14 protein-coding genes and 1 pseudogene are annotated in these 14519 nt (G+C 68.1%); 7 read left to right on the top strand and 8 right to left on the bottom strand.

Annotated features, from left to right (window positions below):
* Positions 1 to 161 precede the first annotated feature (161 nt).
* The 4 genes from ACZ3HL_RS17480 (at position 162) to ACZ3HL_RS17465 (ending at position 3978) form a co-directional block, all read left to right on the top strand.
* Positions 162 to 1484 carry an MFS transporter gene (locus ACZ3HL_RS17480; RefSeq protein ID WP_465532037.1) on the top strand — a complete coding sequence of 441 codons (1323 nt, stop codon included), beginning with the start codon at positions 162 to 164 and terminating at the stop codon, positions 1482 to 1484.
* A complete protein-coding gene (locus tag ACZ3HL_RS17475; RefSeq protein WP_465532035.1) occupies positions 1481 to 2626 on the top strand; it encodes an ROK family protein in 1146 nt (381 codons plus the stop codon). Before ACZ3HL_RS17480 ends, ACZ3HL_RS17475 begins: the two co-directional genes overlap by 4 nt.
* Positions 2623 to 3339 carry an SDR family NAD(P)-dependent oxidoreductase gene (locus tag ACZ3HL_RS17470; RefSeq protein ID WP_465532033.1) on the top strand — a complete coding sequence of 239 codons (717 nt, stop codon included), beginning with the start codon at positions 2623 to 2625 and terminating at the stop codon, positions 3337 to 3339. Before ACZ3HL_RS17475 ends, ACZ3HL_RS17470 begins: the two co-directional genes overlap by 4 nt.
* A 63-nt stretch (positions 3340 to 3402) precedes the next feature.
* On the top strand, positions 3403 to 3978 hold the full coding sequence (locus tag ACZ3HL_RS17465) for a hypothetical protein (RefSeq protein WP_465532031.1): 576 nt from the start codon (positions 3403 to 3405) through the stop codon (positions 3976 to 3978).
* Here the strand turns inward: ACZ3HL_RS17465 and ACZ3HL_RS17460 are convergent.
* Both ACZ3HL_RS17460 and ACZ3HL_RS17455 read right to left on the bottom strand, forming a co-directional pair.
* Positions 3947 to 4438, bottom strand: a complete 492-nt coding sequence (locus tag ACZ3HL_RS17460; RefSeq protein WP_465532029.1) for a beta-class carbonic anhydrase — start codon at positions 4436 to 4438, stop codon at positions 3947 to 3949. The genes ACZ3HL_RS17465 and ACZ3HL_RS17460 overlap by 32 nt on opposite strands.
* Positions 4439 to 4467: 29 nt before the next feature.
* Positions 4468 to 5976, bottom strand: a complete 1509-nt coding sequence (locus ACZ3HL_RS17455; protein ID WP_465532027.1) for a SulP family inorganic anion transporter — start codon at positions 5974 to 5976, stop codon at positions 4468 to 4470.
* Between the two features lie 189 nt (positions 5977 to 6165).
* Here ACZ3HL_RS17455 and ACZ3HL_RS17450 point away from each other — a divergent pair, with 189 nt between their 5' ends.
* Entirely contained in the window at positions 6166 to 6624 is a 459-nt protein-coding gene (locus ACZ3HL_RS17450) for a CBS domain-containing protein (protein ID WP_465419676.1), read from the top strand.
* A gap of 6 nt (positions 6625 to 6630) precedes the next feature.
* Here ACZ3HL_RS17450 and ACZ3HL_RS17445 read toward each other — a convergent pair whose 3' ends face one another.
* The 3 genes from ACZ3HL_RS17445 to ACZ3HL_RS17435 form a co-directional block, all read right to left on the bottom strand.
* Positions 6631 to 7308: a response regulator gene (locus ACZ3HL_RS17445; protein WP_465532025.1), complete on the bottom strand. Its 678-nt coding sequence runs from the start codon at positions 7306 to 7308 to the stop codon at positions 6631 to 6633.
* A gap of 125 nt (positions 7309 to 7433) precedes the next feature.
* Positions 7434 to 8489 (bottom strand): SPFH domain-containing protein, encoded by a 1056-nt coding sequence (locus ACZ3HL_RS17440; protein WP_465419672.1) that lies wholly within the window; start codon positions 8487 to 8489, stop codon positions 7434 to 7436.
* 2 nt (positions 8490 to 8491) lie between these two features.
* Positions 8492 to 8923 (bottom strand): NfeD family protein, encoded by a 432-nt coding sequence (locus ACZ3HL_RS17435; protein ID WP_465419670.1) that lies wholly within the window; start codon positions 8921 to 8923, stop codon positions 8492 to 8494.
* A 261-nt stretch (positions 8924 to 9184) separates the two neighbouring features.
* On the opposite strand from ACZ3HL_RS17435, the gene ACZ3HL_RS17430 reads away from it, so the two are divergent.
* A complete protein-coding gene (locus ACZ3HL_RS17430) occupies positions 9185 to 10357 on the top strand; it encodes a PucR family transcriptional regulator (protein ID WP_465419668.1) in 1173 nt (390 codons plus the stop codon).
* A gap of 52 nt (positions 10358 to 10409) precedes the next feature.
* Here the strand turns inward: ACZ3HL_RS17430 and ACZ3HL_RS17425 are convergent, their stop codons facing one another.
* From ACZ3HL_RS17425 to ACZ3HL_RS17415, 3 genes and pseudogenes are all read right to left on the bottom strand, one after another.
* A complete protein-coding gene (locus tag ACZ3HL_RS17425; protein WP_465419666.1) occupies positions 10410 to 11702 on the bottom strand; it encodes an ArsB/NhaD family transporter in 1293 nt (430 codons plus the stop codon).
* Between the two features lie 519 nt (positions 11703 to 12221).
* Positions 12222 to 12677: a class I SAM-dependent methyltransferase gene (locus ACZ3HL_RS17420; protein ID WP_465532023.1), complete on the bottom strand. Its 456-nt coding sequence runs from the start codon at positions 12675 to 12677 to the stop codon at positions 12222 to 12224.
* Positions 12678 to 12774: 97 nt separating this feature from the next.
* Positions 12775 to 13074 (bottom strand): annotated as a pseudogene (locus ACZ3HL_RS17415) (class I SAM-dependent methyltransferase); the annotation flags it as partial.
* 205 nt (positions 13075 to 13279) lie between these two features.
* Here ACZ3HL_RS17415 and ACZ3HL_RS17410 point away from each other — a divergent pair.
* Positions 13280 to 14485 (top strand): cation:proton antiporter, encoded by a 1206-nt coding sequence (locus ACZ3HL_RS17410; RefSeq protein ID WP_465532021.1) that lies wholly within the window; start codon positions 13280 to 13282, stop codon positions 14483 to 14485.
* Positions 14486 to 14519 lie beyond the last annotated feature (34 nt).

Here is a 14519-nt window from a genome sequence, read left to right as displayed (position 1 = left end):
GGGAACGGCTGATCGGCAGGGCGCTTGCCCGATCGACCTGATTCGGCGGGCCGATCGTCCCCCAAGACGCCGGATACGGGCAGGGGAGGCGAGCCCGCTCCTAATTTGGTGTTCGTCGCACAAAAAGCGGGAGCGGGGGAGGAATCCTGATGGTGTCGGGGATGACGAGCCGCTCGGCGATGTCGCCGAGGCGGGCGCGGTTCGTGCGGAACTGGACCGGCAGGCTGGTCGCGTTCGGCGAGTTCATCGACGGCTACGACCTGCTCGTCATCGGCGCCGCCATCCTGTTCCTCAAGCCGTCGTTCCACCTCACCGCCGCCCAGATCGGCCTCGTGACCGCGGCGGCGTTCGTGGGCACGGCGCTCGGCCTGGTCGTCTTCGGCGATCTGTCCGACCGGTTCGGCCGCCGGGTGATCTTCATGATCAACCTGGTGGTCTTCGTGGTGGCCTCCCTCGCCGCGGCGTTCGTCCAGGACGTGTGGCAACTGGTCGCGGCCCGGTTCGTGCTCGGTGTCGCGGTGGGGATGGACATCCCGACCTCCCACGCCTTCCTCACCGAGATCGCGCCCAAATCCCGCCGGGGCCGGATCGCGGGCAGCCTGCCCAACATGATGTGGCTGAGTGGTGCCGTCACGTCGGTGGTGCTCGCGCTCGCGCTCCAGCCGGTGTTCGGTGACGAGACTTGGCGGTGGCTGTTCGGGCTGGCCGCGCTGCCCGCGGCCGCGGTGCTGGTGGCGAGGCAGTTCCTGCCGGAGTCGCCCCGCTGGCTGAGCGCGCGCGGCCGCGTGGAGGAGGCACGACGAATTTACGACGCACTCGGGCTGGAGCCGCCGAAGCGCGAGGTCTCGGAGAAGCGGAGCTACCGGATGCTGCTGGCCGGTGGTGCCTGGCGGCGGCTGGCGACGGTCACGGCCTTCTTCGCCATCCAGGCCTTCGGTGGCGCGGTGGCGACGGTCGCCGGACCGCTGATCATCAGCAGTACCGGCATCGGGGTCTCCAACACGCTGTACTTTTCCTTGCTGGGCTTCGTGGTGGGACTGGTCGCCGTGGTGGGGGGTGCCGCGATCATCGACCGCGTGAACCGGCGCTGGCTGGGCGTGTGGACTTGCCTCGGGGTGTTCGGAGCCGGGTTGGGAATAGCGTTCACCGGCGAGGGCGTCGGCCTGGTGGCCTTCTGGGTCGTTTACGCCATGCTGACCTGGTTCGGGCCGGGCGTGCTGTCCTGGGTGTGGAGCACCGAAGCGTTCCCCACCTCGTTGCGGGGCCTGGGATCCGGTATCGCGCAGTGCGTGACCCGGCTCGCGATCGCGCTCAACGTGTTCCTGGCACCCATGCTGGCGCAGAAGCACGGGATCACGGTCGTGGCGTGGTACGCCTGCGCGTTCCTGGTGAGCGCGGTGATCGTGCTGGTGTCGCCGTGGCTGGCCACCACCGGTGTCGAACTCGAGGAAACCAACAGCGTCGAGTCCGGGAAGCCGGAATGACGATGAACCACTCGGGCCGCAGCGGAACCCGGCCGCGTGAGGCCCGGCAGGCCAACACGGCCGCCGTGCTCCAGTTGCTCGTCCGGAGCGGACCGCTGGCGCGCGGCGACATCGCGAAGGAACTGTCCCTCAACCACGGCAGCGTCAGCCGGATCATCGAACCCTTGCTGTCCGCCGGTGTCGTCCGTGAACTCGTCGAGCAGTCCACCGCCGCCCGGGTCGGCAGGCCACGGGTGCCGGTGGAGCTCGACTCGGCCAGCCGGTACGCGGTCGGTGTGCATCTCGGCCTCGAACGAACCACACTCGGCTTGATCGACCTCTCCGGCCGGTGCGTCGAGACGTTCTCCGAGAACCGCGATCCGGCGGACAGCGCGGCCACCCTGCGGCACGCCGCGGAACTGGCGGCTGGGATGGCGGATGCCGCGCCGGGGCCGGTGCTGGGCATCGGGGTCACCGCCGGCGGCGAAGTGGACCGGGCGACCGGCCGGGTCGTGCGCAACGACGTACTGGGCTGGGCCGACGTCCGGGTCGCCGGTGTGTTGCGTGAGCGGACCGGGCTCGACGTCGTGGTGGACGGCAACGTGCCCGCCCTGCTGGGTGCCGAACTCACCTTCGGCGCGGGGCTCGGCAGGCACGCCGTCTCGTACCTGTTCATCGGCAACGTCACGGAGACGGGGTACCTCAGCCGGCCGCTCGGTACCGGCTCGAACGGCATCGTTCAGGGCGGCTTCGGTCGCTTCCTCGTACCGGAGCTCGCCGGTGGCGGTCACCGGCCGTTCGGCGAGTGCGGGACGGATGTGGCGTTGCTCGCCGCCGCCCGATCCGCCGGGGTGCCGGCGGCCTCGCTGACCGAGCTGATCCGCCTGGCGGACACGGATCCGGCCGCGGCCGGGCTTCTCGAGGCGCGCAGCGCCCAGGTGGCTCTGGTGGCCGACGCGGTGTACGAACTGATGCGACCGGACCTGATCCTCCTCGGTGGCAGCGGCGCGCCGTCGGACCGATGGCTCGACGCGGTGCGCGATCGCGTCGAGACGGCTCCGCCACGGGCACTGGTCCGGCCACTGGCACGGGGCAATCCGTTGGTCGTCGCGGCGGCGGGACTCGTCGTGCGCGCCTTCTTCACCGGTGGGGAGTGGTCATGAGTGGTGTGGTGGTACTCGGCGGCGCGGGCGGTATCGGCTCGGCCGTGGTACGCGCGCTGCTGGCGGAGGGACGGCCGGTGGCAGTGGTGGACATCGCGCCACCGCCGCCGGAACACGCCGACGTGCCGTGGATCCGTGGTGACGCGACCGATCCGGCCGTGATCGGTGCGGCGTTCGACACCCTCGGCGGCGTGACCGGACTGGTGCATTGCCTGCTGAGCGAGCATCGCGCCCCCTTCGCCGAGCAGACACCGGACGCGCTGCGCGCCGTACTGGACGTCGGTGCGGTGTCCGCGCTGGAACCGTTGCAGCAGCTGGTCGCCCGTGCCGGGGGAAGGCCGTGCGCCGCCGTGCTGGTCAGTTCGATCCACGCGGGCCTGGCGTGGGGCGGGCAGGCCCCGTACGCGATGGCCAAGGCCGCGTTGGAGGCGCTGGGCCGCGCGGCCGCCGTGGAACTCGGGCCGCGCGGGCTGCGGTGCAACACCGTCCGGCCGGGGTTCGTCATGGTGCCGCGTAACGCGCATCGCTGGCGTGACGCGGCCACCCGCGAAGCGTTGACCGGGCTGCAGCCGGTCGGCGAGCTCGCCGGGCCGGGCGACGTCGCGAGCGTGGTCGCCTTCCTGCTCGGCGATCAGGCCAGGTTCGTCTCCGGTGAGACCGTCACCGTGGACGGCGCGATGACCGCCGTCCTGCCCGAGCCGCCGGCACCGTGATCCCGCGACAGCCAGCCGATCGGACACCTGAGAGCCACTCTGGACGAGCCTGGGGAGTCCACAGTGGTCAGTGCCGACGAGCAGGCTTCCGCCGACATCGAAATCGATCCGAAGCACGGTCACATGAACTCGCTCTTGCTCATGATCGCGATCGCCATCGCGGTCCGTTCGGTCCTGGCGTCACGGCTGGACCGGTGGAACCTCGGTGCACCGGTCGTCATGGTCGCCGCGGGTGTCGTGATCGGCCTCGTGTACGAAAGTTCGATCGCGATCGCGCTCAATACCGAGGCCATGCTGTACGTCGCGGAGATCGTCCTCGCCGTGCTGCTCATCGCGATGCCGGTCAGCCTCGTCGCGGCGATGCTGCTCGGCTGGCTGCTGTTCCCGAACCTGCCGTGGCCGGTGCTGCTGCTCCTCGCCGGAGTGGTCGTGCCCATCGACTTCGCCCCGGCCGAACGCGTCGTGCGTGATCGCGGCCTGCCCTCACGGGTGCGCAGCGTGCTCAACGTGGAAAGCGGCTACAACGACGGAATCATTTCGCCGCTGTTCCTCTTCGCGTTCCCGCGTCATCAGGCACCGGCTACCGGGGCCCTGAGGTGGGCAGGCTCTACTCGACCTCTGTCAGCTCGCCGGTCTTGACGTCGTAGACGAAGCCGCGAACATTGTCGGTGTGGGGAAGGAAATCGCAGCGCTTCACTCGTTGCATCGACCGGCGGACGCTGTCGGACACCTCACGGAAGGCTTCGACCGCCCACGTCGGCCGGAGCCCCGTGTCGGCCTCGAGTTCGTCCTTGAAATCGTCCTCGGTGACCAGCGACAGCCCGCAGTCGGTGTGCTGGACGATCATCACTTCGCGGGTGCCCAGTTTTCGCTGGCTGAGGGCGAGAGAGCGGATCATGTCGTCGGTCACCACGCCGCCCGCGTTGCGTAGCACATGCGACTCGCCTTGGATGAGACCGAAGATTTCGAAGACTCGCACACGAGCGTCCATGCACGTCAAAACCGCCACTCGCAGAGATGGTTGCGGAGAGCGCCGATCGCCCGGCGCGACATCGCCGAGTTCGCGGTTCCGCTTGAGCAGTACGTCGATCGCGGTCATGAAACTCCTGCCGTGAGTGGAGGGCACCGCTATTCCGGATCTTGAGCGGTTGCGGGACTTTCGCCTGCCGGCGCAGGCGACCCGCTTCTGACAGCACTCTTCAACTTCTCGCGTTGTTCGTCGTTCGCCAGCACGGTCAGCTTGTGCTCGAGGTGCGGAGGTATCTCCTCGATGCCGACGTCGACACCGGACATGTGCGAGTGATCGAGGAAAGTCAGCAAGCCCCTCGCCCCTGACAGGTCCATGTAGCTCACCTTCGCCATGTTCACCGTGAGGCTCGACTCGCCATTGCGCAAGGCGGTGAAGACGCGGTCGGTGGTCAGGAAGGACAGCGGTCCGTCGATGTGGTGTGTGCCGGCTTCGTCGTGGACGATCGAGGCTTTGCGACGGCGTGACTGCACGGCATGGAAGATCAGTGCCAGCACGACGCCGACACCGACCGCCACGGTCAGATCGACGAGGACGGTGATGAGCATCGTCGCGAACATCACGACGATGTCCCCGCGCGGCGACACGTGTACCTTGCGCAGGCTCTCCCAGTCGAACATGCCGATCGCGGTCAGGATCAGGATTCCCGACAGCACGGCGAGGGGAATGTATTGGACGACGGCTCCGAGTCCGGCCACCAGCGCGAGGAGGATGACGCTGTGCGTGGCGGCCGACAGGGCGGTCCGGCCGCCGCTCCGGATGTTGACCACGGACCTGACGGTCGCGCCGGCGGCGGCCATACCGCCGAACAGTCCGCTGGCGATGTTCCCGAGGCCCTGGCCGACGAGTTCCTTGTTGCTGCGATGCCTGCCACCGGTGATGTTGTCCATGACGACCGAGGTCAGCAGCGAGTCGATCGAGCCGAGCAGGGCGATGCTGAGCGCGGGCAACAGGAGAGTGAGGAACAACGACCCGCTGAACTCGGGAACGGCGATCGACGGGATCGACTCCGGGATCTTGCCGATGTAATCGACCGCGGCGTTGAGCGAGACCGGCCCGACGCGCACGTCGTGCAGCAGCGGGCCGGCGAGCGGGAGCAGCGCGGTGATGATCACGAGCGCGACCAGGCTCGCCGGTATCGACTTGATCACCCGTGCGGACGCGAGCATGAGCACGATCGTGACCGCCACGACCAGGAAGCTTCTTCGCACCTGGTCCAGTTCGCCGATGAGGATGATCAGCGCGATTCCACCCATGAAGCCCGACACGACCGGGTGGGGGATGTAGCGGATGAGCGATCCGAGCCTGCACACGCCGAACAGGATCTGCAGTACCCCCGCCATGGCGAAGGCGAGGAACGCGCCCTCGAGTCCGTGTGCCGCGATCACGCCGGTGGCGACCACGGTGATCGGACCTGTCGGCCCCGTTACCTGGCCAGGCGTACCCCCGAAGACCGCGGCGAAGAATCCCGCGAAGATCGCGCCGTAGAGGCCCACGAGCGCGCCCTCGGACGTCCCGGTCGCGGTGATCCCGAAGGCGATCGCGAGTGGCAGCGCCACGATCGCCACTGTCAATCCCGAAAGAAGTTCTTTGGCGACTCGCTGGAACATCGGCCTCCGCCCTACGGCATGCCTCGTGTCCCCGACCCCCTGTGAGCCGAGCCGCCGACCAGACTTCCCGGCACTCCTTGAGTAAAGATGTCGTAAAGGCCAGTAAAGTCCGCGTAAAGGATCTGTAGTGGCAGGTCAGGGAGCTGCTCATTTTAGTAGGAAATGTCGGGTTTGCCGTACTCTGTGGTGATGCGTGCCGACGACATGGCCGAGGAGTTCCCCATCGTGGGGTTGGACTCCCTCGCCCTGGAAGCTGCTCAGCTCATGGCCGGGCACCGGCTGCCCGGCATCGTGGTCACCGATGCCGATGGTCGTCCGCACTCGGTTCTTCCCGCTTCCGAAGTGGTCAAGTTCCTGGTGCCCGCCTACGTCCAAGAGGACCCTTCGCTGGCCGGAGTGCTGTCCGAATCCATGGCCGACCGGGTCGCGGACAAGCTGGGGGACAAGACGGTCCGTGAGCTCCTGCCCGCCGGAAGCCCGGAGCTGGCCGTCGTCGACCACGATGACACTCTCGTCGAGGCCGCGGCGATCATGGCCCGGCTGCGCTGCCCGCTGGCCGCGGTGATGCGCGGCGGCACGCTGATCGGGGTGATCACCGCGTCGCGGCTGCTGGCGCTGGCACTGGCCCCTGCCGATTCCGCGTCCTAGGCCGGGCTACGGCTCGAACCGGTATCCCATTCCCTGTGCGGTGATGAGATGGCGAGGCCGTGAGGGATCGGCTTCGAGTTTGTGGCGGAGCTGCGTCAGGTACAGGCGTAGGTAGTGGATCTTCGCCGTGGAGGCAGGCCCCCAAACCTCGTGAAGCAGATCCTCGTGGCGCACCAGCTTTCCGCTGTTGCGCAGGAGAATCGCCAGGACTCTCCATTCGGTGGGGGTCAGATGGACTTCGGAACCCTGGTGGCGCACGTACCGGGAGGCGAGGTCGATGGTCAGGGTGGACGTCGTCAGGATCGGCGACACGGAGGTCCTGGTACGCGCCCGGCGGAGTGCCGCGCGCAGCCTCGCGAGCAGCTCGTCCATGCCGAACGGTTTGCCGACGTAGTCGTCGGCGCCCGCGTCCAGTGCCGCGATCTTGCTGTCGGGGCCGGTACGGCCGGACAGGACGATGATCGGTACGGTCGTCCGCTCGCGCAGCGCCGAGATGGCGTCGGTGCCGTCGATGTCGGGCAGGCCGAGGTCGAGCATCACGGCATCCGGGTTCCCCTCCGCGGCGGCCGTGAGCGCCGCTCGCCCGTCATCGGCGGTCTGGACGTCGTAGCCGCGGGCGGAGAGGGAGATCCGAAGTGTGCTGCGGATCCGTGGCTCGTCATCGACCACGAGGATGGTGGTCATACCGGTGTCCGCGCCGCGGCGCGGTGGGAGGGCAGCGAAGTCACGATGGCGAGACCCCCGCCCGGCATGCCATCAGGAGACGACTCGGCCATGCCGAGGGATCTTGTCGCCACGATGCTTCCCGGTCAGGCGGGACGTGGTGCTTCGCCGGCGTGATTCACGCTGGCCGCCGAAGGCGTACCGACGGGTTCGGACGCCTCGGTCGCCGCCTGGGCCGCGGCTTCCGCGGCCCGCGCCGCATCGAGGGTGGCGTCTTCGGCCACGGGGTCGGCCGGTGTGGTGGCGCGCGTGGCGGGCGACTTCGGCAGTGCCTCGGAGAAGGCGGTGGACACGCTCTGCAGTGCCGAGGTGACTTCGCTGGGAATGACCCAGAAGGTGTTGCCCGGTCCCTTCGAGAGTTCCGGAAGCATTTGCAGGTATTGGTAAGCGAGGAGTTTGGGGTCGGGGTCGTTGCGGTGGACGGCCTGGAAGACCTGATCGATGGCCCGGGACTGGCCCTCCGCCTTCAGGATGTCCGCCGCACGGTTGCCTTCGGCGCGCAGGACCGCGGCCTGCTTGTCGCCTTCGGCGGTGAGGATCTGGGACTGTCGCTGACCTTCGGCGCTCAGGATGGCGGCACGCTTGTCCCGTTCCGCGCGCATCTGCTTCTCCATCGCCTCCTTGATCGTGTTCGGCGGGTCGATCGCCTTGATCTCGACCCGGTTGACCCGCAGGCCCCACTTTCCGGTGGCTTCGTCCAGGACACCGCGAAGCTGGCTGTTGATCGTGTCGCGCGAGGTGAGTGTCTTTTCGAGGTCCATCGAGCCGACGACGTTGCGCAGGGTGGTGACGGTGAGCTGTTCGACCGCCTGGAGGAAGCTGGCGATCTCGTAGGCGGCGGCGCGCGGGTCGGTGACCTGGAAGTAGAGCACGGTGTCGATCTCGACGACGAGGTTGTCTTCGGTGATGACCGGTTGCGGCTGGAACGAGACGACTTGCTCGCGGAGGTCTATGGCCGGGTAGACCCGGTCGATGTAGGGGATCACGAAGTTGAGACCGGGCTGCAGCGTGCGGTTGTAGCGGCCGAGCCGTTCGACGTTGCGGGCGCGGGCCTGCGGCACGATCCGGACGGCGCGCAGCACGGTCATGACGGCGAAGAGCGCGAGGATGACGGCGACGACCAGCATGGCGGAGATTTCCATCGTTACTCCCGGGGGTAGACGAGTGCGGTGCTGCCGCGGATCTCCATGACGTCGACGACCGCCCCACGGGGGATCACGATGGTGTCGTCGTAGGAGCGGGCGGTCCATTCCTCGCCGCCGATGCGGACGAGGCCTTCCAGACCGGTCACTTCGCGCACGACGTACGCGGGCTTGCCGATGAGCGCGTCCACGCCGAATCGCTCCAGCTGCGGCCGGAGCATGTGCCGCTGGACCACAGGCCGCAGCAGGAGCAGGCCGACGGTGGCGGTGACGGCGAAGACGAGCAGCTGCAGCGACGGCGGCAAGCCCAAGGTCGCGGTGCCCGCCGTGATCAACGCGGCGCCGCCGAGCAGGCCGAGAGCCGCCGTGAGGGTGAAGATCTCGGCGATACCGAGCACCGCCGCGAGGATCAGCCAGATCTGCCAGTCGATCATGCCGGGACCTCCCGAACTGTTCTCTTCATCCTGTTCGGCCAGGCGCCGGTGCGACTAGGCCTGCGCCCGGCGACATTCCTTCCTCTCCGGTTGCCGGAAACCGGCAAGTTGTGGCAGCGGCCGGCCGGTTGTGAAACCGTGATGTCCGGGGGCCGGAGCTGGTAGCCCACGGCCGTATCCACGGATTCGCGCGAACGGCGACCTGAAGTCACTTTTGCCGGACGCTGGCAAGGGTGCGGCCAAGACACGGAACGGACTGCGATGACCGGAAGCGAACACGGGGAACTCGACGTCGCCGCGCTCGCCGAGCGCGCGGCACAGGACGCCGGTGGCGTGTCGTCGGCATTCCTCGGTGGATACCTCGAGATGCTCGAGGGGGTCAGCGGCACCGGACGCAGGCTGACGCGTGCCGAGCTCGACTCCCGGCGCGCACTCGGCGCGGGTGCCGCCGAGCAGAGCGTGCCGCTGCGAGCGCTGGTCGACCTCTACCTCAGCGCGAACTGGCTGTCCTGGCGGGAGCTTCCGGCGGTTGCGGCGGCGAGCGGCAAGGATCAGGTCAGCGCGATCGCCGAAGCGGTCCTGCGCGCCGCGGACGACGCCATCGTGGCGCTCGCCGACGGCTACGACAGCGCGCAACGGCTGGTCATGCGGAAGGAGGGCGCGGAGCGGCGGGAATTCATCGACGACCTGCTCTACGGCCGCAGCGATCTGGGGCGGCTGGCCGAGCGGGCCGAGCGCTTCGGCCTGCGCCTCGCGGCCAGCTACGTCGTGGCGGCCTCGCGCGCGAACCAGGCCTTCACCGACAGCGACAGCACGACCCGCCGCATCGAGGCCGCGCTGGCCGGACGGTTCGACTCCCGCGACGTCCTGGTCACGACCAAGGACGGGCTACTCCTGTGCGTCGTCCCAGGCGCCCGGGCCGACGTCATCTCGGAGTTCGCCCGCCATGTCGAAACCATGCTGCCGACCGGCCAGCGTGCCCAGGTCGGCATCGGACGGGCGCATGCGGGGCCCACCGGGATCCTGCGGTCCTACGAGGAGGCCCGGGGAGCGTTGGAACTGGCGACGTCCCTCGGTCTCACGGCTTCCGTCCTCGACGCGAGCGACCTGCTGGTGTACCAGGTGCTGTTCCGGGACAGGTCCGCGATCATCGAGCTGGTGGAACATGTCCTGGGGCCGTTGGACCGCACACGCGGGGGCGCGCGGCCTTTGCTCGACACCCTCTCGGCCTATTTCGCGACGGGTGGAGTGACCGCCGAAACGGCTCGCGTGTTGTTCCTGAGCGTCCGGGCCGTCAGCTATCGGCTCGACCGGGTCAAGGAACGCACCGGGTACGACCCACGAGACTCCGCGCAGCGATTCACCCTGGAAGCCGCTGTGCTGGGCGCACGGCTGCTCGACTGGCCCGCCCGCGCGTTGCCACCCGCGGACTGACATCGATCGGGGCCGTTGCCACGAGGGTGGCGGCACGAGCGCTTGTGGTCGCTCAGGCGAGTACGAAGTACCGCAGCCACAGGTACGGCGCGGCGACCGCGACGGTGATCAGCGTGATGATCACGCCCTTGCGGGTGAACTCCCAGAACGAGATCGGGCTGCCGGCTCGGGCGGCGATGCCGAGGACGACGACGTTGGCGCTGGCGCCGATGGCGGTCATGTTGCCGCCGAAGTCTGCGCCGAGCGCGAGCGACCACCACAGCGCTTCCGAATGGGTGGGGTCGGGGATGTCGGCGGTGAGCGCGAGCACGAGCGGGCTCATCGTTGCGACATAGGGAATGTTGTCGATGATCCCGGACAACAGAGCCGAGACGACGAGGATGAGCATCACCGCGAGGAGCGCGTTGCCGCCGGTGGCGTCGGCGGCGAGTTTCGCGAGGTCTTCGATGACGCCGGTCTTCACGAGCGCGCCGATCATGATGAACAGCCCGGCGAAGAACAACAGCGTTTCCCATTCGACGCCGGCGAGGTAGTCGCTGGTCTTCACCTTGGAGATCAGGACGAGCACCCCCGCGCCGAGCAGCGCCACGACCGAGGGCTCGATGTGGAACACCGAATGACCGATGAACGCGGTGAAGACGGCGGCCAGCACGATGCCGCATTTGATCAGCAGGCGTTTGTCGCGGATGGCTTCGCGTTCGTTGAGCGCCATGACGTCGGCGACGCGCGCCGGGTCGACGGTGAACGAGCCGCGGAAAAGGCGGGGCAGCACCAGGGTGAACACGAGCAGCTCGATCGCGACGATCGGGGCCATGTTGACCAGGAAGTCGTTGAAGGTCAGGCCCGCGCGGCTGCCGATGATGATGTTGGGCGGGTCCCCGATCAGGGTCGCGGCGCCGCCGATGTTCGAGGCGAGGACCTCGGCGATGAGGAACGGGACCGGCTTGACGTCGAGCCGGTCACAGACCAGGAGCGTCACCGGCGCCATCAACAACACGGTCGTGACGTTGTCGAGGAAGGCCGACGCGACCGCGGTGATGAGGACCAAGAGGATCATCACACGCAGGGGCGATCCCTTGGCGCGTTTCGCCGCCCAGATCGCGGTGAACTCGAAAACGCCGGTCTTCCGGAGCACCCCGACGATGATCATCATCCCGAGCAGCAGGAAGACGACGTCCCAGTCGACGCCGGTCTCATGGGAGTAGAACGCGTCCTCGGCGCCGACCACGCCGAGCGCGAGCACGATCCCGGCCCCGGCGAGCGCCGCGACCATCTTGGGGATCTTCTCGGTGGCGATGAACAGGTAGGCCACGACGAAGACGGCGACGGCGATCACGGTGTTCATGACGGACACCCTCCCGCGCGCTCGTGCGAACGCACGTCACCGGGTATCCGCACCAGCGCTCCTGCCGTCGTCAGTACGGCCCAGTCCCGGAGGGGAGCGGGCTTGCCGACCAGACTTCCCGGCGCACCTCGCGTAAAGATGCCGTAATCGCCGCGGCGGGGCAAACCCGGGGCGCGAGTGTGCCGCCGGTCGTGCTCAGCTCAGGTCGGCGAACGTTTCGACCTCGGCGGTCCTGCAAGATTGCTGCACGTGCCGTCAGAGCCCGGCGGCACGTGGGCTACACTGGTGAAAAAGTGACAGCCGTCACGTCGACACTGGGGTGAGTGAACATGTCGCACCTTCTCGCTCCCATCGGCCTCATCCTCGCCTTCGGAGCCCTCGTCGCCCTGCTCAGGGTGATGCATCAGCGGCAGGACCGGCGCTGATCTCATAAGAGAACCCTGAAATCACCAGGTGAGGTCGTTCGCACGGCGAGGGCGCTCGCGCTCCGGCTTGCCGGATCGACGTCTGGACCGCGATCTACGAAGACTTCCTCCGCGGCTCCGGCTTCTCCGCGTAGACCGAGCGTTCGATCGCCGACACCGGTATGTCGCGGCCGTGGGGGCGAAGGTAGCGGGCGGTGAATTCCGCCGGTCCGACCTGCTCGGCTTCCTGCCAGTCGTATTCCGCGAGGAATCCAGCGACCTGGTCCGGCGTCGTCCCGAAGTGCCAGAGTTTCCGCTTACGGACGAACTGGGCATAAGCCTTCTCGGCGCCATACGTGGTGGTTCCGTCCAGAAAGTTCTGGCGGAGGTAGGTGAAGACCAGCCGGCTACCGGCCTCCGCGTCGGCGAGGAACTCGAAGGTGCGGCGAACGCCGTCCTCGGTGAGGTACTGGGTCACCGCCTCCCAGATGAAGAAGGTCCGGAAGCCGGGGAGAAAGCCGTTCCGGGTCAGCTCTTCGCGCAGGTCGGCGGTTTCGAAGTCGACGGGCACGAGGGTGACGTTCCCGGGGGACGGTGCCGAGATTCTTTTCCAGTCTCGACCGCTTGCGAGCGATGTTGGCGGGAAGGTCGACTTCGAAGACCGGCAGCGTGGCCAGCTGGGCCAACCGGTAGGCGCGGGTGTCGAAGCCCGCGCCCAGGATGACGACCGCGTCGATGCCCGACTCGACGGCTTCGACGAGCTGGTCGTCGATGTAGCGCTTGCGGCAGAGCATGCTCGCCCACAAGCCGTGGGCCTGCTTCTCGGTCGCGGAGATCAGCAAGCGCCGCACCGGCCGGTACTTCGCCAGTGAGACGGCCAGGCGCCCGCCCGCGGGAAGGAGACGGCGCGCCCAGCTGTCCTCGACCAGCGGCGCGGTCTCGTACTGATCGGTCGCGACGATGATCATCGGTCCGAACGCGGTCTGATCGGCTCCTGAGCTCACTGAGCGTCCCCCTGACTCTGGTGCGGGATCACGATTCCAGATCGGTGGCCCGGCTGATTTGCCAGCGTCCGACGTTTGCGGCATCTTTACGCGCGGAGCGCCGGGAAGCCTGGTCGGCACTTCGCCCCGGACGTCGGGGTGGAGTCACCGATTCTGGGGACGGTTTTTCATGGCACTGGTGCTCGCCTTCGGCGTGGTGCTCCTGGTCAGCGTGTCGCTGTCCGGCGTCGCCGCTCGTACGATCCTGTCGACGGCATTGTTGTTCCTGCTCGCCGGTGCGCTGATCGGGCAAGGCGGCTTCGGCCTGGTCCAGATCAATCCCGGCGATCCGCTGGTGACCGCGTTGGCCGACATCGCGTTGTTCACCGTGCTCTTCACCGACGGTCAGCGGGCCAGCCTCCCGGCGCTGAAGGAAGGCTGGAAGCTGTCCGGCCGCGCGTTGGGGCTCGGCATGCCCTTGACCATGATCGGGATCGCCGTGCCGGCGCATTTCCTGGTCGGGGTCGACTGGCCGACGGCCCTGCTGCTGGGCGCGATCCTGTCGCCGACCGACCCGGTGTTCGCCGCGGCGATCGTGGGTCGTTCGGACGTGCCGCTGCGGCTGCGACGGCTTCTCAACGTCGAATCGGGGCTCAACGACGGGCTGGCGCTGCCGTTCGTGTTGATCTTCCTCGCGACCGCGTCCCACACCACGTCCGACCTGGGGGAAGTCGGGCTCGAGCTGGTGCTCGGCCTGGTGATCGGGATCGTGATCCCGGCCCTGGTCACGCTGGCGTGGCGGCTGAAGGTGCTGACCGCGGAGCCTCGGCTGCAGGCGCTCGGGCCGCTCGCGATCGCGGTCATGGTCTTCGCCGCCTGCCACCTCACGCACGCGAACCCGTATCTGGCGGCCTTCGCCGCCGGCGCGACGTTGGCGACGATGGACCGGGTCGCGGCCGAGCATTTCGAACCATTTGGCGACCTGCTGTCGGAGATCACCAAATTCGCCGCTCTGCTCGTGTTCGGTGCGTTGATCACGCCCGACCGGCTTTCGCACCTGACCGTCGGCGGATGGATCCTCGCGGTCGTCACGATCGTGCTGGTGCGCCCGGCCGCGATGATGCTGTCGTTGCTCCGGACACCGATGACCCGGCGAGAACGTTCAGCGGCGGCCTGGTTCGGGCCCAAGGGATTCGCTTCCGTGGTCTACGGCTTGCTCGCGCTCCAGTCCGGGATCCCGGACAACGAGCTGGTGTTCGACCTCGTGGCGGTCACGATCGCACTGTCGATCGTGCTGCATTCCTCGACCGACGTGCCGGTGGCGAAGGCGCTCAGCTTCGAACCGCCGGACAACCTGCCGACGGGTCATAAAGAACGCGACAGAAGTACCGGATGAGTCCGGCGTGGCGGCCATGGTGGTCGTAGGCTGG

The sequence above is a fragment of the Amycolatopsis sp. NPDC000009 genome (assembly GCF_055563465.1).
The sequence above is the reverse complement of the archived record's forward strand: the minus strand, read 5'-3'. Positions and strand labels throughout refer to the sequence as shown.